This window comes from Pseudarthrobacter sp. 1C304, assembly GCF_052245515.1.
In the GTDB taxonomy this organism is placed as follows: Bacteria; Actinomycetota; Actinomycetes; order Actinomycetales; family Micrococcaceae; genus Arthrobacter.
Genome location: NZ_JBQQCH010000010.1, coordinates 117,649 through 140,468 on the forward strand (window position 1 = coordinate 117,649; position 22,820 = coordinate 140,468).

A 22,820-nucleotide genomic window follows, 5' to 3' on the forward strand; every position below is an offset into this window, starting at 1 on the left:
AACGTGAAGAAGAAACTATCCACTTACCTGGGGGCACTGACAGCGGGAGCGGCACTTTTTGCTGTCACCGCCTGCGGAGGAAGTGCGACGGCAACTCCCGCAGCGGAAACCTCCATGATCACCGTTGAGCACGCCCAGGGGAGCACCGCCAACGTCCCGGTCAACCCGGAAAAGGTCTTCACGTTCGATCTCGGCGTCCTGGACACCATGGATGCCCTGGGCGTTGAACCTGCCGGCGTGCCGGAAGCCGCCTACCCGGACCCACTGAAGAAGTACTCCGACGCCAAGTACACTAAGATCGGCTCCCTGAAGGAGCCTGACTTCGAAGCCGTCAGCGCGGGCGATCCGGACCTCATCATCATCTCCGGCCGCATTGCCGGCGCCTATGAAGAGCTGAGCAAGATCGCCCCCACCATCGATCTCTCCATTGATGCGGCCAAGCCCATGGACAGCTTCAAGGAGCAGACCGGTAAGCTGGGGACTATATTCAACAAGTCAGCCGAGGTGGAGAAGAAGCTCGCCGCCGTGGATACCACCGTGGCCGACACCAAGGCCAAGGCCGCAACCGCCGGCAAGGGCCTGATTGTCCTCACTTCCGGCGGCGAAGTCACCGCCTACGGGGCCGGATCCCGGTTCGGCATCATCCACGATGTTCTGGGCGTGCCCACCGCGGCGGATGTGAAGTCCGAGGGATCCCACGGTGAGGCCATCTCCTTCGAGTACATCAAGCAGACCAACCCGGACCTCCTCTACGTGATCAACCGCGATACCGCCGTCGGAACCGAAACCACCGCCAGCCCTATCCTGGACAACGAGCTCGTCCAGTCCACCAACGCCGCCAAGAACAGCAAGGTCATCGACCTGGACCCTGCAAGCTGGTACATCGTGGGATACGGCCTGAACAACGTCAAAGCAATGGTGGACGCCGTGGCAGACTCCGTCGCCTAATCCCACCGGACTACAGCATGGCCATCACCGCGGTCCGCCTCCAGGCGCAGGCAACCGGTAGCCAGCCCCGCCACTACGCGGGCCTGGCTGCCGCCGCATTTTTAGTCTTGGTCCTCGCCGCCGGAAGCATGTTCGTGGGCGTCAGCGACATCTCGCTCCCGGCACTGCTCGCGGGTGACGCGGACACCATCGACATTTTCTGGATCTCCCGGGTGCCCCGCACCCTGGCCGTGCTGCTGGCAGGCATGGCGGTGGCAGTGGCCGGGCTGATCATGCAGCTCATGGCCCGGAACCGTTTCGTGGAACCCTCCACCGTGGGTACCATCGAGTCCGCCACGCTGGGCATCCTCGTGGTCACCGTCATCGCGCCCGGCGCGCCGATGCTTGCCAAGATGCTGGTGGCCAGCGTTTTCGCGATGCTGGGCACTGCCCTGTTCTTGGCCATTCTGCGGCGGCTGCCCGCCCGCAACACCCTGCTCATCCCGCTGGTGGGCATCATGCTGGGCGGCATCATCGCCGCCGTCACCTCGTTCTTCGCCTACCGGTACGACCTGCTGCAGACCCTCAGCAACTGGATGATCGGCGACTTCTCGGGCGTCCTCCGCGGCCGGTACGAGCTGCTCTGGATCGTCGCGGCACTCATGCTGGTGGGTCTGCTCGCCGCAGACCGGTTCACCGTCGCTGGGATGGGACAGGACTTCACCAGCAACCTCGGTCTGAACTATGCCCGCACCATGCGTCTGGGACTGCTGCTCGTCTCGCTGATCTCCGCCGTCGTGGTCACCACCGTGGGCGCCGTACCCTTCCTGGGCCTGGTGGTGCCCAACATCGTCTCCCTCATCTTCGGTGACAACCTCCGCCGCGCCGTCCCGTGGACCGCCCTGTTCGGGGCCGCGTTCGTGCTGGTCTGCGACATCATCGGCCGGACCATCCAGTACCCCTACGAAGTTCCCGTGGGGATGGTGATGTCCGTGCTGGGCGCCGTCCTCTTCCTAGCCCTGATCCTGAGGAAACGCAATGCCTAAGGCGCCTGACCTGCCCTCCCCGGCTCCCGTGGACTCCGCCGCGGCCCCGTCCCGCGGCTCGGCCCGGCGCCGGCTCCGCAATCCCCCGCCCCAACTCGTGCTTAGTGTCCTGCTCGCGGCGACGGCCGCCGTCGTCCTCTTCTTCCTCTTCTTCGAACTCAAGGGCAACGTGGGCTACATCCTGCCGCGCCGCGCCATCAAGGTCGCAGCAATGCTGCTGGTGGCCGTTGCCGTGGGCGTGTCCACGCTCTTGTTCCAGACCGTGACGGCCAACCGCATCCTGACGCCGTCCATCATGGGCTTCGACTCGCTGTACATCCTGGTGCAGACCGTCATGGCCTTCGCCCTCGGTGCCGCCGCCGTGGTGACCACTCCGCCCACGCTCCAGTTCGGCGCCGAGGTGCTGCTGATGGTGGCCTTCAGTGCACTGCTGTACCGCTGGATGTTCACCGGCGCCACCCGATCGCTGCACCTGCTGCTGCTGGTGGGCGTGATCCTCGGCAGCCTGTTCCGCGGATTCTCCTCACTACTGCAGCGGCTGATGGAACCCAGCGAGTTCATCATCCTGCAGGACCTATTCTTCGCATCTTTTAACAATGTGGATCCCTCCCTGCTGGGTGTCGCCGCGGTGATCGTCGCCGTCGTCTGCGCTGCCGTGTGGCGGGTTCGACACACTCTCGACGTCCTGGCGCTGGGCCGGGACGTGGCCATCAACGTGGGCGTGGACCACCGCAAGGTGGTGATGCGCGTGCTGCTCGCGTGCTCGCTGCTGGTAGCCGTCTCCACCGCCCTGGTGGGCCCGGTGACCTTCTTCGGACTCCTGGTGGTGAGCCTGGGCTACCAGCTGTGCCGCGGGTTCAGCCACGCCTGGCTGCTCCCCATCGTGGTGCTGATCGGTGCCATCGCGCTGGTGGGCGGCCAGCTGATCCTGGAGAAGGTCTTCGGCTTCGGCACCGCGCTCAGCGTGGTCATCGAGTTCACGGGCGGCATCCTCTTCCTCTACCTCCTGCTGAAAGGCTCGCTCAAATGACCATCGCGGTCCGCAACGTCTCCAAAAGCTACGGCTGCCAGACGGTCCTCGACGATGTCAGCTGCGAGATCGTGCAGGGCGGCATCACCTCGATCATCGGACCCAACGGCGCCGGCAAATCCACCCTGCTCTCACTGATCAGTCGGCTGCAGCCGCTGGGTTCCGGCGAGGTGTCCGTGGGCGGCCTGGACATCGCCTCCACGGACAGTCGCCAGCTGGCCCGGACCATGGCCATCCTCCGCCAGGAGAACCACTTCACCATGCGGCTCACCGTCCGCGACCTGGTAGCCTTCGGCCGGTTCCCCCACTCCGGCGGCCGGCCCACGGTGAAGGACCTAGCCAAGGTGGAAGAAGCCATCGGGCACCTGGACCTGACGCCCATGGCGGACAAGTTCGTGGACGAGCTCTCCGGGGGGCAGCGGCAGCGTGCGTTCATCGCCATGGTGCTGGCTCAGGACACTGACTACCTGCTCCTGGACGAGCCCCTGAACAACCTGGACATGAAGCACTCGGTGGAGATGATGCGGCTCCTGCGGCGTCTTGCCGATGAATTCGGCAAGACCATCGTGATCGTGGTCCACGACATCAACTTCGCCTCCTGCTACTCGGACACCATTCTGGCCATGAAGGACGGCAGGCTGATCCACCAGGGCAGCCCGCGGCAGATCATGCAGCAGGCCATGCTCCGTGACGTCTACGACATCGATATCCGCATCGAGAACATCGGCCCCCACCGGATCGGCGTCTACTTCATCTGACCTTCTCCCGCCGACTAGCCTATAAAGTGGTTCTTTCGAACCGACCCGCGAAGGTAATCGCGAACGCGGTTAGCGCTGATTCCTCAGCCGGACGCTGAGGTCGTTCTTGGTCCCGCAGATCATAATCCTAATGGTTTCGTTGTGGTGATCGCGGCGGCGGCCGCCATCGACGAGAGCGGCGTAGGAGTTGAGTTTGCCATTCGGGCCACCAGGCGAAGGCGGCGCCTTCGTTGACGTCCCGGACGTAGGACTGGGGCCAGGAGCTGCGAAGAAATCTACTGCATTGGAGTAAACGAGCTCCGGTTCGTGCTCGGTGTGGCCGTGACCGCCACCGGCCGCTTGATCGTCCTCGTTTCCGAAGGCGTCCCTGAAGTCCGCGCTCATGTGGTGGACCGTATGTCCAAGGGTTGTGCGCCGGAACCCTCACCGGTTCCCAGTGCTGCTGTTTTGGTGCGGTCAGGGACTCGTTGACTTTTTGGGCGTGGGCGCCGTTCATCCAGGGGACTGTTTCGATCACAATGGCCGGGGCGCCGGAGGCGAGCAGGATGGCCCGGAACCGGAACGGGAACGGGGGCAGGGCGCTCAGGTCGGCCACGGACAGGATCTCATCTTTGTTTCCGGGCCGGGAAGACGAGATCTGGTTTTGCTGTGGCTACGGGAGACGTGGATGTAGCTGTGCTGGATAAACGACGTGACGTCAAGTAGTGCTTGAAGCTTCAATGCTTCAATCCCGCTCCCCTTGTCCATGCGCGGGCCAGCTGAGCTCCTAGCTTGCTCCTATCGCTCCGTTGGCTTCAAGGCCGCCTTGTCAGGGGCGGAATGGCGTGACCCTTGACACACCAAATCTTTTGTCTCACCATTAGACGAAAGGTGTTGCAGTGGCGCGCACCTGATTGGAGCAGTAGATGAACCAGAACCACTTGCAGCCCCTGCAGAGCCAGCCTTCACGACGAAGCCTTCTGCTCGCGGGCCTAGGGACCGCTCTGTCCTTGCCCTTCCTGTCGGCCTGCGCGGGCTTTGACACCAGCGGAGCGGTCGCCGGCGAAGGAACCGTCGGGTTCCTTTCGACACAATTCACCCCCGTCGAGGAGAAGCAGCGCTACGAAGCCGTCCTCAAGAAATTCCTCAAGGTCCCCGTGGCCTACAATCCGGTCGACGCCGGAGTCTTTGCCTCGACCGTGCGGTCCCAAGTGGACTCCGGAAACGTCAGCCTTTCCCTCCTGGGCGGACTGCACGGCGACCTCGCCCCCTTGGCCGATTCGCTCGAGGACGTCGACTCCCTGGTCCGCGACCTGGCCGGCCGTGGCTTCAGCAAGGAGGTTCTCGAACTGACCAAGGTCGGCGGCGAAACCTCCAAATATGTTCCTTGGATGCAGGCGACCTATCTGGTCGCCATCAACAAGAAGGCCCTCGAATGGCTACCGAGCGGCGTTGATGTCAACGACCTCAGCTATGAGGACTTCCTGGCCTGGGCCAAGGCGGCAAAGCAGGGAGCCGGCCGTCCGGTCTTCGGCCTGCCGGCCGGCCCCAAGGGCCTGCACCACCGCTTCTATCAGGGATTCCTGCTCCCCAGCTTTACAGGCGGCCAGATCACCACTTTTCGGAGCCCGGATGCTGTCGCGGCCTGGGACTACATGCGCGAACTCTGGGACAACATGTCACCCGCTTCGACCAACTATGACGCCATGCAGGAACCCCTGGCGCGCGGCGAGGTCCTCGTCGCTTGGGACCACGTCGCCCGGCTCGTGGGCGCACCTGCTTCCAAGCCGGAGGACTGGCTCATGGTCCCGGCGCCCAGGGGTCCCAAGGGCCGCGGCTACATGCTCATCGTTGCCGGGGTCGCGATGCCCAAGGGCGGGCGTGAGCGGGCGCGGGCCGAGCAAGCCATCCGGGGCCTCTCGGAACCCGTCACGCAGACTGAAACGCTGCGCAGCAACGCGTTCTTCCCCGTGGTGCAGACAGAGCTGCCCCCCGACCTTGCCGGTGCTATCGCCCTCGAAGCGGCAGCCGTCCGTCTCCAGCAGCGCTCTCCCGGTGCCATCCTCGCTCTCCCGCCCGTGGGGATCGGTAAGAAAGACGGCGAAGTGTCGCAGATCTTCAAAAATTGCTTCCAGGAGATCTGCCTCAACGGCTCTCCAGTCCAGTCCACCCTTGACCGCCAGGCCAGCCAGCTTAACACCATCCTGCAGGCGCTGGATGTACCGTGTTGGGCGCCCGATCCGGTATCACCGGGCACGAAGTGCGAGGTAGCGTAATGACCGTCCAGGCCCCACCGGTGAAGCCGGTTCTGCCACCGGCAGTCCAGTCCCCGCCCCGGGCACGCCGCGTGCCGCCCGCCGTGTGGTTGATCGGCCCTTCGATCCTGTTCATGGCCCTGCTGCTCGGCTGGCCGGTCATACAGGGTGTCCTGCAGGCCTTCCAGAATGACCAGGGGTTCACCCTCGAGCATGTGGCACGAATGGTTGAGGACCCATATTTCTGGCCCGCGGTCCGGAACACCGGGTTGCTCATTGCCGTCATGATCCCGCTCCAGTTCGGTCTTGCCATCACCATGGCCCTGCTGCTGCGGGCCAGCCCGAGGCTGAACAAGCTCCACTTCTTCGTCTGGGCCATTCCACTGGCGCTTAGTGACCTGGCCGCAGGCCTGGTGTGGCTGTCCATTTTTAACGACCGCGGATACCTGAACTCATTCCTCAAAGGCCTCGGCATTGACGGAGTCTCATGGCTAGCCTACGACAACCAAGCGACCCTTTTCCTGTGCGTCCTCATCGCCGAAGTCTGGCGCTCCACCTCGCTCGTGCTGGTGATCGTGGTCGCTGGCCTGCAGGGCATTCCCAAAGACTACGACGAAGCCGCCCAAGTATTCGGCGCCACCTTCTGGCAGCGCCTGCGCCATGTGACCATCCCGCTGCTGAAGCCCAGCCTGCAGGTTGCCCTGATTCTGCGCACCATTCTGGCGTTCCAGACCTTCGCGGTCGCCCAGGCTCTCACGGGGCAGAACTTCCCCCTCGTCGTCGGCGAAACCTACCGTTGGTACACGGCCCTGCAGAACCCGAATGTCGCCGCGGCACTGGCGCTGGTCATCCTCGTCGCGTCGATGTTGACCTCCATCTTCTACCTGCGGGCACTCCGCGAGAAAGGCCAGGGAGGCACCCGATGAGCACCCCCACCGTAGACACCGCACCCCTCCAGCGGCAGCGCCGGCAACGAATGTACCTGCAGATAGCCTGCGTCACCATCTCCTTTTTCATGCTGGTCCCGATATACCTGATCTCACTGGCGGCGCTCTCCACCCGGGAATCGCTCAACGAGTTCCCGCTCAGCCTCCTGCCGACCAACATCTCTTTCGACACCCTCAACGCGTTTCTGTCCTCCACCGGTATCTTCGGAGCGCTCGGCAACTCCATCCTCGTCGGCACAGGCACCCTGCTGCTCTCGGCGGTCATCGGGATACCCGGCGGCTACGCCCTGGCCCGCTTCGCGTTCCCCGGCAAGGAGCCCTACCAGCTGTTCCTGTTGTTCACCCGGGCCCTTCCAATCGTGGTCCTCTCCGTGCCGCTGGCGAAGCTGTTCCTGACTGCCAACATCTATGACACGACCTACGGCGTAGTCCTTCTTCACACCTCGCTGGCGCTGCCCACCACGATTCTGATCTCGGCCAGCGTGTTCCTCAGCGTCCCCGTCGACGTTGAAGAAGCGGCCCGCATCTTCGGCTGCACCCCGTTCGGCGCCTTCGCCCGGGTGGTGATGCCCATGGCCCTGCCGGGACTGGCGGCTGCCTCCATCTTCACCTTCGTCATGTCCTGGAACGAAGTACTCGGCGCCTCCATTCTGACCCTGGACCACCGCACCCTACCGGCCCAGGTCCTGACCTCCCTTTCGGATTCGCCGCTGGCATACCGGTTCGCTGGCGGCTTCGCGCTCGTCATCCCCTCGATCATCTTCATCGCCTTCATGCGGCGTTATCTGACGAACATGTGGGGCTCCACGATCCGCTGATGCTCCGCCTCCCCCAACACTTCCCGGATTCACCTTCGAAGGAGCCGATCATGGCTGATATCTCCATTTCCCACCTCGTCAAGACCTACCCCGGCGGCACAGACCGCGCCACCGACGATGTCTCCCTGGACATCAAGGACGGAGACTTCACTGTCCTCCTGGGCCCCTCCGGCTGCGGAAAAACCACGCTGCTGCGGATGCTGGCCGGTCTCGAGCTGCCGGACTCCGGCTCGATCTCGGTCGGCGGCCGCGACGTCACCTACCTGCCGCCGAACAAGCGCAACATGTCCATGGTCTTCCAGTCCTACGCCGTGTTCCCGCACCGCAGGGTCCGTTACAACATTGGGTTCGGACTGCAGATGGCCAAAGTCGATTCCAAGGAAATCGAGCGGAAGGTCCAGTGGGCCGCTGACCTTCTCCAGCTCACCCCTTACCTTGACCGGCTCCCGGCCCAGCTCTCCGGCGGCCAGCGCCAGCGCGTCGCCGTTGCCCGTGCCATCGTCATGGACGCTGACGTCCTCCTCATGGATGAACCCCTCTCCAACCTCGATGCCCTGCTCCGCCTGACCTTCCGCTCCGAATTGAAGAAGATCGTCAAGGATCTGGGTACCACCACGGTCTACGTCACACATGACCAGAGCGAGGCACTGTCGCTGGGCGACCAGGTTGCCGTCATGCGCAAAGGCCGCATCGCCCAGCTCGGGGATCCCCTGGACGTCTACGACGCCCCGGCCGACAAGTTCGTCGGCGGGTTCATCGGCTCCCCTCCCATGAACTTCATCAGCGCCGCAGTCACCGGCGCCGGCGACGCGCTGCGGGTCGGCGACCAGAATCTGCACGCACCCTCAATGCTGCGCTCCTTCGCCAACGCGGACATCGTCCTGGGCGTCCGCGCCGAAAACATCGGAGTGTCCGTGGACCGGTCCTCCGGCGATATCCCCGCCACCGTGCGGATTGTCGAACCGATGGGCTCCTCGGTCCTCCTGACCGTCGACGTCGACGGCCAAGACATCAAAGTCCAGGCCCCGCCCACCTTCCGCACATCGCCGCACCAGACCATCTGGCTCACCTTTTCCCCGAACACCATGCGCTTCTACGACGGCGCCACATCCATGGCACTGGAGGCCAAATGAACACCGCAACCCGCATCGGCGTAGAGGAACTGCGCCAATCCGCAATGGAGACCTTGAAACTCAACGACCTCGGCACCATGACCAGCGCCGCACCCAACCTCTACCCGCACATGTGGAGCTGGGATGCAGCATTCGTCGCTATCGGTCTTGCACGCTACGACGTGCCACGCTCCATCACGGAGCTCCGCACCCTGCTGGCTGCCCAATGGTCCACGGGGATGATCCCGCACATCGTCTTCAGCGACAACGCTGCCGGCTACTTCCCTGGGTTCGACCGCTGGGGCACCGCATCCGCCGCTGCCCGCCCTTCCGCAATCAAGAGCAGCGGCATCTGCCAGCCTCCGGTGCACGCCATCGCGCTGCGCCACATCGTTGACCGCGGTCGGGAAAACGGCGGGGCAGACCAGGAAGCGGCCGAAGCCTTCCTTCATGAATCCTTCGACGGCTGGCTGGCCTGGCACCGCTGGCTGGCCGACGTCCGGGATCCCGACGGCGTCGGCCTGATTGAGATCCACCACGGCTGGGAATCAGGATTCGACAACTCCCCCCGCTGGGACGGACCCTACGCCAGGATCCAGCCCGGCCCGGTTGAACCATTCACCCGGCGCGACACTCTCCACGTGGCCGACGTCAGCGAACGCCCCGACGACACCGAATACACCAAGTACCTGTGGCTGGTCCAACAGATGGCCTCGGTCAACTTCGATGACCGGGCGGTCCATGAAATCGTCGACTTCAGGGTCCGGGACGTCTTCTTCTCCGCCATTATGGCCGCGTCCTCCGATACCCTCGCTGGCCTCGCCGACGAGATTGGCCGCAGCGGGGACGCTGCGGAGCTGCGCGGATACGCGCAGCGCTTCCGCGACGGTGTGGCCTCCAGCGTGGACCCGGCAACCGGCCTGGCCCGGGATTACGATGTCCTGGCCGGGGAATGGATCTCCACCCAGACCGTGTCCGGCTTCGCCCCCCTGGTCGCCGGCGGCGACCCTGCAGCACTTGCAGTCCAGCGGAACCTGCTCACGGGCCCGGACTGGATGGGATACCCGGACCTGAGGTTCCCCCTCCCGCCGTCCACGTCACCGGCAAGTGCCGCTTTCCGCTCCCGTACCTATTGGCGCGGGCCTGTCTGGCCGTTCCTGAACCTTCTGCTCGGCTGGGCAGCCAAGCGCGACGGGGAAAGGGAACTCCACGAAACACTCAAATCCGCGTCCCTGCGCCAACTGGCCGATCTAAACTTCGGGGAATACTACGAACCCTTCACGGGTGAGCCACTGGGCAGCCTGAACCAGGCTTGGACTGCCGCGGCCGCCCTGGAATGGATCGGCTCCGAGAGATGACAGTGCTCATTGCCTGCGACAAGTTCAAGGGCTCCCTGACAGCCACTGAGGTCTCTGACAGCCTCCGGGCCGGGCTGCTTCGGGCCCGGCCCGGGCTCGAGATCATCTCCGTTCCCATGGCCGACGGCGGCGATGGCACAGCCGCCGCAGCTACGTCGGCCGGATACGACGAGATCACGGTCCGGGTCAGCGGCCCCACCGGGGTCCCCGTGCCCGCCATGTTCGCCCTGGACCGAACCAGCGGGACCGCGGTCGTGGAAATGTCACAGGCATCGGGGCTGGAACGGCTGCCTGGCCTCGTTCTGGCCCCCATGACGGCCAGCAGCTACGGCACCGGAGAACTCGTCCTCGCCGCTCTCGATGGCGGCGCGAAAACGATCCTCCTCGCCGTCGGAGGCAGCGCGTGCACCGATGGCGGGGCCGGATTCCTACAGGCTCTGGGGGCATCGCTCCGTTCCGCAGACGGCACCGAACTGCCGCCCGGCGGCAGCGCATTGAGCGGACTGGCCGACCTCGACCTCTCGTCCCTGGATCCGCGGCTGGCCGGCTGCAACTTCATCCTGGCGTCTGATGTGGACAACGTCCTTCTGGGACCGGATGGCGCGGCAGCCGTCTATGGCCCACAAAAGGGTGCCACCGCCGCCGACGTCGCGCAGCTGGAGGCCGGGCTCGCCCGCTTCGCCGGGATCTTGGACCGGACCCCAGGCGTAGTTCCGAACACGGGGCTTCGCCCGGGGGCCGGCGCCGCTGGCGGCCTCGGCTATGCGGCCATGGCAGTCCTTGCAGCAGACCAACGCGCCGGCGTCGAGGTTGTTATGAGCATTGCCGGATTTCACGAGGCACTCAAAGGGCTCACCGCCCGCGACCTCGTCATCACCGGCGAGGGATCCCTGGACGCCCAGACGTTGAGCGGCAAAGCCGCAGCCGGTGTGGCGCTGGCGGCCCGGGCCGCGGGCATACCGGCGATCGCCGTCTGCGGACAGCGCAAACTCACCCCCGGACAGCTCGCGGACATCGGCATCACCCAGGCCTACGCCCTGACCGAGACCCGGCCGGACGTCCGCGTCTGCATCGAGGAAGCCGCGACCATCCTGCAAAGCACCACCACCAGGATCGCAAAGGACTGGCTATGACTGACACACACCGAGGGACCGTCATCGGTCTCGATATCGGAGGCACCAAGACCCGCGGCATCCGGATCGAAGACGGCACCGTCACCGATGTCCGGACCACGGGCAGCACCAACACCCAAAACGTCCCGGTCGAACAAGCAGCCCGAAGGCTCGGCGAACTCCTCACCGCCCTCGGGGCGGGCGAAGCCGGCAGGGTTATCGTAGGGGCCGGCGGGATCGATACCGAAGCCGACGCCGAGCATCTACGCAGGCTCATCGCCCCCCACTCCCCGCACTCGGACATCAGCGTCATCCACGACACCCGGCTGATCCTCGCGGCCGGGGGCGCCGACACCGGAATAGCCATCATTTCGGGAACCGGTTCCGCGGTATGGGGCGTCAACGCGGCCGGGCGGACCGGACGGGCCGGAGGTTGGGGATACCTCCTCGGCGATGAAGGCAGCGGCTACTGGTTCGGCCGGGAAGCGGTACGGTACAGCATGGACCGCGCCAACCGCGGCCAGGACATCGATCTGCTCACCCGTGGGCTGCTCGATTACTGCGGTCTCACCGCCCCAGAGGAACTGATCAGTCTTTTCCATGGCACCGCCGGACGCCACTACTGGGCCGACACCTCGCGCTTGGTCTTCGACACGGCCTGCGCTGGCCATAGCCCCAGCCTCGCCATCATTGACTCCGGGGCCAACCACCTCGCCGGACAGGCGGCCACCGTGGCCGCCCGAATCGGCATGACCGGTCCCGTGGTGCTCGGAGGCGGGCTCGTGACCAACCAACAGGCCTTCCAGCAGAGTATCACCGACCATCTGAAACGCCGGGACTTGACCGACATCCGCTTTTTGGCTCAGGAACCTGTCTACGGAGTTCTGCAGCTCGCCCGGGACAAGGCAAGGGCCTGACCGCCGCCGCAGTCCCGCGGAGCCGACCGGCAGTGCAGCAGGAGAATAGCGGGGCTGCGGGTAGGATAATCAGCCGGACAGGAGGAGCTATGACAACCGAACGGGTGCCCGCCAGACTAAGCGGAGCGACCTCGCACGGCCATCTCTTGGACCTGATCCGGGCCACCGGCGGCATGTCACGCCAGCAGCTCCTGGCCAGCACCGGAATGTCCAGGGCCACTCTTTATGAGCGGCTGGAAACGCTGCTGCGCCGAAATCTGATCTACGAAGCCGAGAGTATGGAAGCGACCGGAGGACGCCGCTCTCGCAAAATCCGCTTCGAGGACCGCGGCCGCGTCGTCCTCGCCATCGCGATGGGCCAGACCCACGCGACCGTCAGCGTATCCGACATCACCGGCCGGCAGCTCAGATCCAGAACCGTGCAGCACCGCATCAACGCCCCCGCAGGTACCGTCCTTCAACCGCTCATCCAGATCGGAACTGAGCTGCTCTCGATGGGCACCGGGGAAACCCTAATCGGCATCGGCGTGAGCGTCCCGGCTCCCGTCGACGCCGGAACCGGATATGTCGTCCACCCGACCACGATCCCCGAGTGGGAACCGGATGCTGTCGTGACCGCCGTATCCGGCCAATGGCAGGTTCCCCTTGTGATCGAAAACGACGCCCGCGCCGGCGCCCTGGGCGAAGGCACCACGGACATCGAGACCACAGTCTATGTAAAAGTCGGCACCGGCATCGGCTGCGGAATCGTAGTCGACGGAGCAATTCTGCGCGGCGCGCACGGCGCCGCTGGCGACATCGGCCACATCCACGTCGCCTCTGACGGTCCCCTTTGCCGCTGCGGGCGCCGTGGCTGCCTGGCCACCTTCAGCTCCGGCAGCTCGCTCATCGACCGGCTCGCCAGCCAAGGCATAACGAACCTGGACGAAATCGCCCGTGCAGCCGCACAAGGCCAACCCGACGTCGAAGCACAACTGCTCGCCGCAGCCGACGTTCTCGGCGGCGCCTTGGCCGCAACCATCACAACAGTCAACCCAAATAGGCTCGTGCTCGGCGGAATGATCGGCACCATTCCGTACTTCGCAGAGCGGGTTCGCTCCAGAGTGCTCGGGGACGTGGTTGAACGCATCGCAGAAGGCCTTGAGATCGTCGCTGGAGCGGCCGGCGATCACGCCGCGGTAGACGGGCTCACCCGGCTCGTGACGCGGAAAGTCTTCGCGCCCGACGCAATCGATATGTTAACTACCGACTACGCGGCCAACTGACAGCCAGCAATACGCTGGGATCCCGCGCATCAGGTTGGCCTGCACCCCAACATGACGTCAGGCAGCAAGGACACGAGCGAAAGGCAATGGCCCGGAAAGCAGTTTTGTGCGCCTCCACTGCGCGGTCCTACATGCAAACCGGACAGTTCGCCGGTCGATGGCGAACTTTTGTCGGGGATGTTGCTTCGGTAAGTCCGCAACCTCGCCTGTACGTAATTTTCCAGACACCGTCTGGAGAAAGCTTCGCTGCCCACAGCCGGGGACAATTCTGGTGGTTTATCCACCACTACTGCTGCCAAGGGAGCTGCCTCAGGGCTCCCAATTTTTAGCCGTGGGTAACCCGGATTGACCCCCGCCCAACTGTGGACTGCTGGAAGTCACGGTTGTTCCGGGGTGTGCGGTACGTCTAACCGTCGAGACGCAGAGATTCCGGCTGCTGCACGACCCGGTGGCTTGCGGCAAATGTAGTTCTGCCTGGAGTGTGGCCGGCTGTGGGCTGTCGGAGCGTTTCAGGCATCTCCCGCTGCGACTTCGGCTTTTGCGTCGGGTTCGGCCCATTCCAGCGCGGCGACGATGTGTCCTTCATTCGGCAGTGCTTGCTGTTCGGCTGGGGGGAGTTTGTCGTAGGTGTAGGCGGCGACTGCCATGGGCGAGGTGGACCGTCCCAGGCTGTACCGGACGCTGCGGTCGTTCTTGGTCCCGCAAATCAGGATCCCGATGGTTTCGTTGTGGTGCTTGCGGCGGAGGACGTCGTCGACGAGCGCGACGTAGAAGTTGAGTTTGCCGGCGTATTCGGGCTGAAACTTTCCGGTCTTGAGCTCGATGACGACGTAGCGGGATTGTTCGATGTGGAAGAAGAGAAGGTCGACGTAGAAGTCGTCGCCGTCGACGTCGAAGTGGACCTGCCGGCCGACGAAGGAAAAGCCGGGGCCGAGTTCACGGAGGGTCTCGGTGATTCTGCTGGTCAGGGCGTTCTCTAGATCGCGTTCGGCGACCTCTCCGGACAGTCCGAGGAACTCGAAGCTGTAGGGGTCTTTGGCGACCTGCTGCGCCAGCTCAGAATGTGGCGCAACAAGCTGTTGCGCGAAGTTGGACGGCGCTGCTCCGGTGCGTTCCAGTGTTTTGTTCATGATCATGTTCATGAGGACGTTCCGGGACCAGCCGTATTCGACGGCGGCTGCGGCATACCAGTCTCTGTCCTTCTGAGGTTGAAGCTTGTCGAGCAACACGGTGATGTGGCCCCACGGCAATTGCGCAACAGGCTGTTGCGCAATTGAGGATCCCGGCCAGGCTTCGGCGAAGGTGGTCATGTACTGAAGATTCCGAGGAGAGAAACCCTTCATCTCGGGGAATTCGGCGCGCAGGTCCTCTGCCAGCCTCTTTATGACGCCACTCCCCCAGCCCTGCCCGTCCTGCTGGGTCCGAACGGCTTTCCCGATGGTCCAGTACAGCTCGATCAGCTGGGTGTTGACGGTCCGCAGTGCTGTGGTGCGTGCGGTCCGGACCCTGTCTTTGAGCTCGCCGAGGAGCTCGGTGTAGCCGGTGGGGAGGGCGAGGTCGCGCGGTGCGGTCATGGGTTCCATCCTAAAGAGCTTCCCGGAGGGGTCTGTGTGGCCGGGCCGCTGGTGGTCTCTATCAGAAGATGCCCGACTCGGGTTCCGTGTGCGGGAGAGCTGCGAGGCCGGGCGCGCGTGGGGGTTTGTGGCCGTCGTAGGCACATTTTTTGAAGGGGCCCTCTTTGCCCATGAGGACGCGCATGTGCGGGTCGGCGTGGTTCAGCCACCAGGTGCTGACGCCGAGGGCCGGCTCAAGGCGCAGGTGTTCCCAAGCTCGCCAGATCGCCTCCATCCGGACCAGGGCCTCGGGGTGTTTGTACCATTCGGGGCACCAGGCGAACGCTGCCCCTTCGTTGACTTCCCGGACGTAGGACTGGGCCAGGAGTTCGGCGAAGAACTCAACCGCGCTGGAGTACACCAGCTCGGGTTCGGGTTCCGGCTCATCCTGGCTGTGTCCACCAGTCGAATACTGCGGTTCTTCCTCGTCGCCGAAGGCGTCCCCGAACTCTTCGCTCACCCCCGGTCACCGTCCGTCCAAGGATTGTGCGCGGCAACGGCCACCGGCTCACGCTCCACCGTCTCTTTGGTAGCGAGGGAGTCTCTGACCTTCTGGGAGTGGGGGCCGTTCATCCAGGGGATGGTTTCGATCATGGTTGCCGGCGCGCCGGAGGCGAGCAGGATGGCCCGGAACCTTGGGAGGGCGGTCAGGTCGGCGACGGAGAGGATCTCGTCTTTGTTCTCCTGTCGGGAGGACGATGAGCCGGTCCTGCTGTGGCTGCGGGAGACGTTGATGTAGCTGTACTGGCCGATCAGGCGGGAGAGCTCGTCAAGGTAGCCAACTTCGGAGACGCCACCGCCGTAGATTTTCACGTTGGACGCGGACCAAAGCTTCCTCATGCCTTCCAGGGACCAGACTTCCACGCCCTGGGACCAGGACTGCAGGATGGTCATCAGGATGATGCCGCGGGAGCCGTAGTGGCTGTACTGGTCGGGCAATGCTTTCCAGCGGCAGACGTTCGCAGCCTCATCGAGGATCCCCAGCAGCGGGGTGGCGAGTCGGCCGCCGGGCTGGGAGGTGGCGTACTTTTCAGCCGCTTCCACGACGGCGACGGTCAGGGCGGTGACGAGCGGGCCGGCTGTGCCGACGCCTTCACGGGAGAGGCTGTAGAGAGTGCCCTTGCCGCGCACAAATTCTTCGGGGATGAACTGTGGCCGCGGGTCGGTGTCCACCGTCCTGTCCCGCAGTGGGGTGACCCATTGACTGACTTCGCGGTCGGTCAGGCAGGACACCATTTGCCGGGCCGTGCCGTAGACGCCGGCCCGCTGCTTCTCCGGTTCGCGGATGTGGCCCATCACCATGTCCGAGAGCAGGTCATAGCCCGCGGCCCGCAGCAGTTCTGCGGGGGCCTCGTCGTGCGGGCGGGTCAGCCAGGTGTAGACCTGCGTAACCGGTGCTGAGTCCAGGGAAGCGGCGAGTAAGAAGGCTTTGAGCAGGTTCTGCCCGGCCGGGTCGAAGTAGGCATCTGGTTTGGTCCCGGGTTCCCGGGAGCCGTTGGCGAAGTGCTGTGCCATGTTTCCGGCCGTCGCTTCATTCTTCACGTAGGTGAGCGGGTTCCACCACCAGCCGGGTTGTTCCTCGGCGACGGACTGCGGGTCAAAGACCCACACCTCCCCGGCCTCTGAACGGATCGGACGGGTCACGTCCACGATGTCGCGCTTGTTCGATGTCGCGATCACCGCACCGGGTGCGTCGAGGATAGCCGGGACGGCGTAGGAGGTGGTCTTCATCGTTCGGGGGCCGGCGATGAGAATCAGCATGTCCTCCCAGGAGGCCCACAGCGGGCGCTTCCCGGCAACGCTGCGGCCAAGCCGCACGCCAGTGGAGTTCTCCACGCCCAGACGCACGGCCGTGGCCGTGGCACCCTTGGTGCCGAGGTGATCGAGGTCTTTGCCGCGGCCCATGTGGACGGCGGCCTTATCCACCCGGGTTCGCTTGTGCGCTGTTCGGGAGCGGACAACCAGCACTGTCACTGTCAGGGCGATCAATATTCCGAGGAACATGCAGGCGACGATGGTGGACTGGACGGGCCAGGGCACCCGGCCCTTGGCCAGTCCGGCGACCAGATCAATCGGGTGGGCCGGGGGCGAGGCGAGGCCGGCCATCGACGACCCGAGATGGGCCGAGACCCAGGCCCCGCCCCCAATGACGGCAGCTGCGCCGATGGCCAGCCAGATACCCAGCCCGTCGCCGAGCCCTGTGCCTTTACGGTTCGGAGCACTCATGCCGCGCCTTCTTCCCGGAACGGAGCGGTGGCTTCCAGCAGGGATTCTGCCGGGGCGTGCCAGCGCTTGTTGGTGTCGTTCAGGGACGCTTCGATGGAAGTGAGGCCGATCTGGACGGGGATGCCGGGGCGGCCGCCGACCTTGATCAGGAACTTCCCGCGCCCGGGAGGTTCGGCCTCTCCCCCGCGGGAGTCCCAGGCGGGCGGGTCCTGCCACCCGATGAGCTTTTGCTGTTCCTGCCGCGAGAGCGGGATCGCTGCGGTCAGCAGCGGCATTTCGGAGGCGGGAAGGCCGCCGCAGATGACCATGCCGGAGCGTTCGACGAAGCCGCGGGCCTTCATCCGGTCCTCTTCCGCCGGGAGCGCCAGCAGGTCGGACATGGTGTGGGAAATCATGACCTGCCCGACCCCGACGGAGCGGTTGAGGCGGGTCAGGGCATCCACCCGGTCCACCATGCCCTTGCCGGCGCGCAGTGCCCGCCAGAGCTCGTCCAGAACGACGAAGTAGTTCCGTCGCGGTTCCAGCCCGGCGTCGGCGAGGGCGTTGGCGACGTTGACCGTGCCGAAGCCGTAGGACCAGCACGCCAGCAGCACGGCGGCCTGCAGGTCCGTTTCGGTCTCGTCAATGCTGGAGACATCGAAGACCACGGCCCGGTCCCGCCGCATCGGGTTCGTGGTGTGCCGGGAGAAGATCTCCCCGAGCTTGCCGCCGCCGGTCAGGCCGAGCAGGGTCGCCTCCAGCGCCCGGGTTTCCTGCAGGTAGACCGCCATATTGCCGCGGTCCAACGCGACCTGGCGCAGCTCGTCCGGGGCAGCGATGATGACGCCGAGCAGGTCTTTCAGGACCGGAACGCCCTCGAAGGAGTCATCGAGAACGCGCAGGGCCCGGTCCAGGATGGTCTGTTCCTGGTCCGTGGGCGGGTTGTTCCGGCTGATCGTGATGAGGGAAACGACCATGTTCAGGCGCCGGCCGTGAGCATCGGCCCGGACCCGGACGGCCGCTTCGTGGTGTCCGCGCTCCTCGAGGAGCTGGGCGACCTCAATGGCCTGTCCCGGGTCGAGGATGTTCAGGTAGCCCCGTCCGCGGCCGAGTTCGATGACCTGCCCGCCAATGGCGCTAATGGCGTCCACGTGTTCGCCCTTCAGGTCCCCGAGTACCAGGGGGTGGACGCCTTGGCCGGACAGGCCCAGCATCATGCGGCGCACGAGCGTGGATTTACCCAGACCGGGCTTGCCGAGGATGAACGCGGAGGGGTTGGAAATCAGGTGGGCGCGCTGGAACCAGCTGATCGGATCACAGCAGACCGTGGCCTGTGTTTCCTCGTGCCGGCCCAGCGGGACACCGACCATGGGCGAGGACGTACCCGAGGAAAACGGCCACAGCCCGCACACCTGCACCGTGGTCCCCCGGTACTCACGTACCGCCGGGACCAGCGCCGCAGCCCCTCCCCCGCGCCCGCCCCAGCCACGCGGGCCGGGAACCCGCCCACGAACCGTGGAGGCTTTCGCCGGAGAAGGCTGCGCACCGCTGGTTCGAAACGCAGTCATTACTGTCTTTGCTGTCTTTACCGTCATTTCATGCAAGAGCAGCATGCGTCGCATTTAGAGGGCCTCCCTGATTTCGGTGGGCAGCAGAATGTGCTTGGGCAGGACCAGTCCGAGCGGCAGGGACGCGGCGAATGCGGTGTCCTGGGAACCGTACGCACGGCGCAGCAACACCCGGGCGGTCCCGGAGATCTGTTCCACGGCGGCGACCGCATCGGGGAGCCTGCCTACGTCGGTGACGGTTGCGGTGACAACCATGCCGAAGTTCACCAGACCGGCCCCTTGGGCTTCCTCGGCAGCTGTTTGGGCGGCGGAGCGGGCGTCGACCAGAGCGCGGGCGGAGGGCCGGCCCCCGGAGGTGATGCGGACGTTGGCGTTGTTCTGGTCCCGCTCGACTACGGCCGCGGCCCGGGCCGAATCCATCGGCCGGTAGAGCAGGGAAACGCGCTTGCGGTCGATGTCCCCGTGCGGGGCCAGCAACCGGGAGAGCACGGAGGAGTTCACGGACCCGCGAGGGGCTCCGGTCAGGGTCCAGGACGCGGAGAATGCGCCGTCGTGCCGGTAGTCGTCCCAGCTCGCCTGCGTCGCGGAGGGGCCGACTTCGCCCCATGTGAGGGCAACCGGTGATCCGGCGGCGTGGGCTTCATCAATGATCAATGCCGCGGGCGGGTCATAGGCGATCCGGACCACCTCGCAGAGTTCCTGCGCGGACATCGGTCGGGCGATGCCGGCGCCAGTGGCCTGCAGCCGGGCACCAAGTCCCGGGATGCGGGATGCCAGGTCCCGGGCGACGTCTTCGGGTTCGCGCTTCCGGGATCCGGCGCGCAGTGACGCCGTGAAGGTCAGGGACACCCAGGCCCGCACGGTCGCCGAGCCTTCCGGATACGTGCGGACAACCTCGCGGAGGATCGCCTTCGCGGCCTCCGGGGCATCGGCGTGGATGTTCATTTCAACTTCGTTGCGCAGCCGGTAGCCGGAGTCGGGTGCCGTCTCCACGGTCACGGCCGCGGCCTCCAGGCCGGCCTCGTCCCCGAGCCCGGCGATCCAGCCGCCCCAGTTCGCGACCCAGGCGTCAACCTGCTCCGGATCCACCAGGGACGCACCGTCAGGTTCGGTTGAAAAGACCACGGTGAAGTGGTTCGTGGTGGAGACATGCAGCATAGCGAACGGGCGGTCATAGGAGTCGCTGAATCCGTACAGCCGGGACTTCGCGGCCAGGCCCGGAAGCTGGAACATGCCCCACTCGGTGACCCCGAGCGGGCCGGAACGGTAGAGGTTGGTCCCGCCGGAACAGGCGAGTCGGAAATTCATCCGCGTAGCGAACCGGTCCACGACAGACTGACCGTGCTTGTCCTTGACGGTCAGAAGCAGCACCAGCAGTCCGGCGACAGCAAGGACGCTCAGGCCCGGCAGCAAACCCCAGACGGCGAAGGTGATAATGCCGGCCAACAGTCCGGTCATGACAATGCCCGTGCCGATCGCGCCCAGGCTTCCCAGCCCTGCGGATCGTGGAACGCGCCAGTTGCCGTAGGACGGTTCCTTGTACTCGGTATTAATTGCTGCCACTGGGGCCCTCCCCGGTTGAATCCTGTGCGGTTTGTTGTGCGGCCGACGCGGCTTTCGACGCTGCTTGTGCTCCTGCGGCGACTACGATTCCGGCCGGGCCGGCAGCTTTCGCTGCTCCCGACGCGACGCCTGCACCGGCCCTACCGGCGCCGACTCCTGCGGCCGAAGCGGAGTTGCCTGCCCCGGCGGTAGCGGCGGTAGCGGCGGTTCCGGTGGTGCCCTTGCCGGGCGCCCCGCCGGGGCCTGTCGAGCCGGGGGTGGGTTTGCCGTTGCCGCCGTTACTGCCGCCGGTGCCCTTGCTGCCCTGTGCGCTGCTGCTCTGGCCGGGCTGGCTGGCCGGTGTGGGGGACGCGTTGCCGCGTCCACTGCCCGGGCGGCCCATCGAGACGGCACCGGTGGCCATTGCCCCCACCGCCGCTCCTGCTCCCCCGCCGGAACCGGAAGCGACAGCCCCCACCATCGGGGTAACGAAACGCATCAATGCCGGCAGCGCCAGCAGCGCAACAATCATGAGGGCGAAGCCGGTTATAGATCCCAGCAGGACGTTGCCGCCCTGGGACCCCATGAGCTTGAAGGCAACGGCGTAGACGATGGCCGCGGCGGGCTTGTAGAGAATGAAAGCGATGGTCCAGCCGACGGCCTTCTGGAACCACTGCCGTCCCATCTCGGTGTTGGTGAACGCAGCCGTGGTCGGCAGGATCCCCGCCAGGATCACGAGCATGCCGCCGCGGACGATCATGAGGACGATCTGCACCAGCGCCGCGAGCAAGCCCACCAGGCCCAGGATGATCAGAATGAAGACCCCGACGCCGCTCTGGTTCGTTATCACCAATATGGCCATCGCGTGGGCGAAGCCCTTCCCGTCGGTGGCCCGGTCAATGATGGATGCCGAGAACGCATCGGCAGCGATCACGAGAATGGAAATCACCGCCAGCCCGAGGCCGGACACGAGGGTGAGGGTCAGCAGGGACCGGAGCAGGTCTTTCAACGGCGCGCCGCGCTGTTCCCAGATCATCCTGGTGCCGCCCAGGATGACCGACAGGACCGCTAAAGCCACGGTCCAATAGCCCAGTCCCGAATTGACGAACCCGACCACAGGACTGGCGGTGACCCCATCCTGGGATGCGAGGTTAGCCGTGGGCATGGACACCCAGAAAGTGGAGAGCGTCGTCACCATCTGGCTCATGCCCTCCAAGATGGCTTTCGCCAAATTGCCAATGGCGTCATCAGTCAGGTCCGCGAGTGCGTTCCCGAATCCACAACTGATGTCTCCAAACTTGCATTCGGCCATGTCAGATGCCGGCCCAAGGGATGAAGCCGCTCAGATCCCTGAGCTGTGACACGTTACTGAAAGTGACTCCGTCGTCCGTTGGTTTCACTTTCCAGTCCCCGTCCATCCAGCGCATGGACAGCGTTGAGTGGCCGAGGGCTCCGGTGTCTGTTTTGAAGGCCAGATCGACAGTGGCTTCAGCAGCTGTGTAGGACTTGATCAGGAATCCTTGCACCTGGATGGTGGTGTTGTTCCCAGAGGACCTGGTGCCTGCTTTTGTTTCTCGCATGGCAGCGTCGCGTCCAGGGCCTGACACGAGTAATTTGTCAGCGAGCTTCATCTCAAGCTCGGCCGAGCCCGACGAGCCCAGCGCAGCTGCATTCATTGCCGCGTAAAGGGCGCCGGTTGGTGAGTGAGCAAAGCAGGACCTGAATCCGCTGTCGTCCGTCACCCCCGGCCCGAAGGTCTTGGGGTCAGTGGGGGCTGCCATTTTGCCGACGAGTTCCCACTTGGACTTCGGTGCTGCGCCCAGAGCCGTCTCCGTACTTGAGGGCAGCCCGCAAACACTTTCTCCCGCCGTGTCAGCTGACTTTGATGGCACCGGGAAGGTGCCGGCGGACGATGTGGCCGGGGTGGGCCCGGCGGTGCTGTCTGCCTTGGGGAGGAAGAAGATCACGACGACGGCGGCGATCAGTGCGACGACCAGGGCGGCCGAGATGATGAATCCGGGCTTGGTGAACGGGTTGCGTTCGTTATTGCTGTGGGTGGATTCGCTCACGATGAACCTCTCCGGTAGTTGCGGGTTTAGACGAAGGCGCGGACGATGCCGGAGGCGCCGGTGATGATGATGCAGCCGGCGAGGACCCAGCCGAGTTTGCCGATCGACTCGCCGCCTTCGCCGCGGCGGAGCTGGATGACCATGCCGATGCCGACGATGATGACGCCCAGGACGCCGAGGACCAAGCCGATGCCGGAGGCCCAGTTCAGGATCGTGAGCAGGCCTTTGGCCTGTTCCGGGACGACGGGGGTGGGGTTGGGGATGACGCTTGCTGCAAGGGCGGAGAAGGAGTTCATGGT

Annotated in this window: 20 protein-coding genes; 12 read left to right on the plus strand and 8 right to left on the minus strand. The window is 65.1% G+C overall.

The window, feature by feature from the left end:
- Positions 1-3: 3 nt before the first annotated feature.
- From ACTWQD_RS16640 to ACTWQD_RS16695, 12 genes are all read left to right on the plus strand, one after another.
- The gene (locus tag ACTWQD_RS16640) at positions 4-948 is read left to right on the plus strand and encodes a siderophore ABC transporter substrate-binding protein (RefSeq protein ID WP_443197240.1); all 945 of its coding nucleotides are present in this window, start codon (positions 4-6) and stop codon (positions 946-948) included.
- Positions 949-965: 17 nt separating this feature from the next.
- Positions 966-1,973: an ABC transporter permease gene (locus ACTWQD_RS16645; RefSeq protein WP_443197241.1), complete on the plus strand. Its 1,008-nt coding sequence runs from the start codon at positions 966-968 to the stop codon at positions 1,971-1,973.
- On the plus strand, positions 1,966-3,003 hold the full coding sequence (locus tag ACTWQD_RS16650) for an iron chelate uptake ABC transporter family permease subunit (protein WP_443197242.1): 1,038 nt from the start codon (positions 1,966-1,968) through the stop codon (positions 3,001-3,003). The genes ACTWQD_RS16645 and ACTWQD_RS16650 overlap by 8 nt, the downstream gene beginning before the upstream one ends.
- A complete protein-coding gene (locus tag ACTWQD_RS16655; RefSeq protein WP_443197243.1) occupies positions 3,000-3,761 on the plus strand; it encodes an iron ABC transporter ATP-binding protein in 762 nt (253 codons plus the stop codon). The genes ACTWQD_RS16650 and ACTWQD_RS16655 overlap by 4 nt, the downstream gene beginning before the upstream one ends.
- A 989-nt stretch (positions 3,762-4,750) precedes the next feature.
- Entirely contained in the window at positions 4,751-6,016 is a 1,266-nt protein-coding gene (locus tag ACTWQD_RS16660) for an ABC transporter substrate-binding protein (protein ID WP_443197244.1), read from the plus strand.
- Complete coding sequence (locus ACTWQD_RS16665) at positions 6,016-6,921, plus strand: carbohydrate ABC transporter permease (RefSeq protein ID WP_443197245.1); 906 nt, start codon at positions 6,016-6,018, stop codon at positions 6,919-6,921. The genes ACTWQD_RS16660 and ACTWQD_RS16665 overlap by 1 nt, the downstream gene beginning before the upstream one ends.
- Positions 6,918-7,760 (plus strand): carbohydrate ABC transporter permease, encoded by an 843-nt coding sequence (locus ACTWQD_RS16670; protein WP_443197246.1) that lies wholly within the window; start codon positions 6,918-6,920, stop codon positions 7,758-7,760. Before ACTWQD_RS16665 ends, ACTWQD_RS16670 begins: the two co-directional genes overlap by 4 nt.
- A 50-nt stretch (positions 7,761-7,810) precedes the next feature.
- Positions 7,811-8,893 carry an ABC transporter ATP-binding protein gene (locus ACTWQD_RS16675; protein ID WP_443197247.1) on the plus strand — a complete coding sequence of 361 codons (1,083 nt, stop codon included), beginning with the start codon at positions 7,811-7,813 and terminating at the stop codon, positions 8,891-8,893.
- Positions 8,890-10,230 (plus strand): glucosylglycerate hydrolase, encoded by a 1,341-nt coding sequence (ggh, locus tag ACTWQD_RS16680; RefSeq protein WP_443197248.1) that lies wholly within the window; start codon positions 8,890-8,892, stop codon positions 10,228-10,230. Before ACTWQD_RS16675 ends, ggh begins: the two co-directional genes overlap by 4 nt.
- Entirely contained in the window at positions 10,227-11,363 is a 1,137-nt protein-coding gene (locus tag ACTWQD_RS16685) for a glycerate kinase (protein WP_443197249.1), read from the plus strand. The genes ggh and ACTWQD_RS16685 overlap by 4 nt, the downstream gene beginning before the upstream one ends.
- The gene (locus ACTWQD_RS16690; protein ID WP_443197250.1) at positions 11,360-12,259 is read left to right on the plus strand and encodes an N-acetylglucosamine kinase; all 900 of its coding nucleotides are present in this window, start codon (positions 11,360-11,362) and stop codon (positions 12,257-12,259) included. The genes ACTWQD_RS16685 and ACTWQD_RS16690 overlap by 4 nt, the downstream gene beginning before the upstream one ends.
- Before the next feature lie 89 nt (positions 12,260-12,348).
- Complete coding sequence (locus ACTWQD_RS16695) at positions 12,349-13,524, plus strand: ROK family protein (protein WP_443197251.1); 1,176 nt, start codon at positions 12,349-12,351, stop codon at positions 13,522-13,524.
- 509 nt (positions 13,525-14,033) lie between these two features.
- On the opposite strand, the gene ACTWQD_RS16700 is transcribed toward ACTWQD_RS16695, so the two are convergent.
- From ACTWQD_RS16700 to ACTWQD_RS16735, 8 genes are all read right to left on the minus strand, one after another.
- On the minus strand, positions 14,034-15,098 hold the full coding sequence (locus ACTWQD_RS16700) for a PDDEXK nuclease domain-containing protein (protein WP_443197252.1): 1,065 nt from the start codon (positions 15,096-15,098) through the stop codon (positions 14,034-14,036).
- A gap of 61 nt (positions 15,099-15,159) precedes the next feature.
- Positions 15,160-15,597: a DUF4913 domain-containing protein gene (locus tag ACTWQD_RS16705; RefSeq protein WP_443197253.1), complete on the minus strand. Its 438-nt coding sequence runs from the start codon at positions 15,595-15,597 to the stop codon at positions 15,160-15,162.
- A complete protein-coding gene (locus tag ACTWQD_RS16710) occupies positions 15,594-17,363 on the minus strand; it encodes a type IV secretory system conjugative DNA transfer family protein (RefSeq protein ID WP_443197254.1) in 1,770 nt (589 codons plus the stop codon). Before ACTWQD_RS16710 ends, ACTWQD_RS16705 begins: the two co-directional genes overlap by 4 nt.
- On the minus strand, positions 17,360-18,964 hold the full coding sequence (locus tag ACTWQD_RS16715; RefSeq protein WP_443197255.1) for a helicase HerA domain-containing protein: 1,605 nt from the start codon (positions 18,962-18,964) through the stop codon (positions 17,360-17,362). Before ACTWQD_RS16715 ends, ACTWQD_RS16710 begins: the two co-directional genes overlap by 4 nt.
- Positions 18,965-20,473 carry an SCO6880 family protein gene (locus ACTWQD_RS16720; RefSeq protein ID WP_443197256.1) on the minus strand — a complete coding sequence of 503 codons (1,509 nt, stop codon included), beginning with the start codon at positions 20,471-20,473 and terminating at the stop codon, positions 18,965-18,967.
- Entirely contained in the window at positions 20,460-21,764 is a 1,305-nt protein-coding gene (locus tag ACTWQD_RS16725; RefSeq protein WP_443197257.1) for a hypothetical protein, read from the minus strand. The genes ACTWQD_RS16720 and ACTWQD_RS16725 overlap by 14 nt, the downstream gene beginning before the upstream one ends.
- 1 nt (position 21,765) lies before the next feature.
- Positions 21,766-22,521 (minus strand): hypothetical protein, encoded by a 756-nt coding sequence (locus ACTWQD_RS16730; RefSeq protein WP_443197258.1) that lies wholly within the window; start codon positions 22,519-22,521, stop codon positions 21,766-21,768.
- A 26-nt stretch (positions 22,522-22,547) separates the two neighbouring features.
- Positions 22,548-22,817 (minus strand): hypothetical protein, encoded by a 270-nt coding sequence (locus tag ACTWQD_RS16735; protein ID WP_443197259.1) that lies wholly within the window; start codon positions 22,815-22,817, stop codon positions 22,548-22,550.
- Between the last annotated feature and the right edge of the window lie 3 nt (positions 22,818-22,820).

Excerpts from the sequence above, each read along its gene's own strand:
- ACTWQD_RS16645 (WP_443197241.1), top strand. The coding sequence starts at position 966 with ATGGCCATCACCGCGGTCCGCCTCCAGGCGCAGGCAACCGGTAGCCAG.
- ACTWQD_RS16650 (WP_443197242.1), top strand. The coding sequence starts at position 1,966 with ATGCCTAAGGCGCCTGACCTGCCCTCCCCGGCTCCCGTGGACTCCGCC.
- ACTWQD_RS16655 (WP_443197243.1), top strand. The coding sequence starts at position 3,000 with ATGACCATCGCGGTCCGCAACGTCTCCAAAAGCTACGGCTGCCAGACG.
- ACTWQD_RS16665 (WP_443197245.1), top strand. The coding sequence starts at position 6,016 with ATGACCGTCCAGGCCCCACCGGTGAAGCCGGTTCTGCCACCGGCAGTC.
- ACTWQD_RS16670 (WP_443197246.1), top strand. The coding sequence starts at position 6,918 with ATGAGCACCCCCACCGTAGACACCGCACCCCTCCAGCGGCAGCGCCGG.
- ACTWQD_RS16675 (WP_443197247.1), top strand. The coding sequence starts at position 7,811 with ATGGCTGATATCTCCATTTCCCACCTCGTCAAGACCTACCCCGGCGGC.
- ggh (WP_443197248.1), top strand. The coding sequence starts at position 8,890 with ATGAACACCGCAACCCGCATCGGCGTAGAGGAACTGCGCCAATCCGCA.
- ACTWQD_RS16685 (WP_443197249.1), top strand. The coding sequence starts at position 10,227 with ATGACAGTGCTCATTGCCTGCGACAAGTTCAAGGGCTCCCTGACAGCC.
- ACTWQD_RS16690 (WP_443197250.1), top strand. The coding sequence starts at position 11,360 with ATGACTGACACACACCGAGGGACCGTCATCGGTCTCGATATCGGAGGC.
- ACTWQD_RS16695 (WP_443197251.1), top strand. The coding sequence starts at position 12,349 with ATGACAACCGAACGGGTGCCCGCCAGACTAAGCGGAGCGACCTCGCAC.
- ACTWQD_RS16700 (WP_443197252.1), bottom strand. The coding sequence starts at position 15,098 with ATGACCGCACCGCGCGACCTCGCCCTCCCCACCGGCTACACCGAGCTC.
- ACTWQD_RS16710 (WP_443197254.1), bottom strand. The coding sequence starts at position 17,363 with ATGAGTGCTCCGAACCGTAAAGGCACAGGGCTCGGCGACGGGCTGGGT.
- ACTWQD_RS16715 (WP_443197255.1), bottom strand. The coding sequence starts at position 18,964 with ATGCGACGCATGCTGCTCTTGCATGAAATGACGGTAAAGACAGCAAAG.
- ACTWQD_RS16725 (WP_443197257.1), bottom strand. The coding sequence starts at position 21,764 with ATGGCCGAATGCAAGTTTGGAGACATCAGTTGTGGATTCGGGAACGCA.
- ACTWQD_RS16735 (WP_443197259.1), bottom strand. The coding sequence starts at position 22,817 with ATGAACTCCTTCTCCGCCCTTGCAGCAAGCGTCATCCCCAACCCCACC.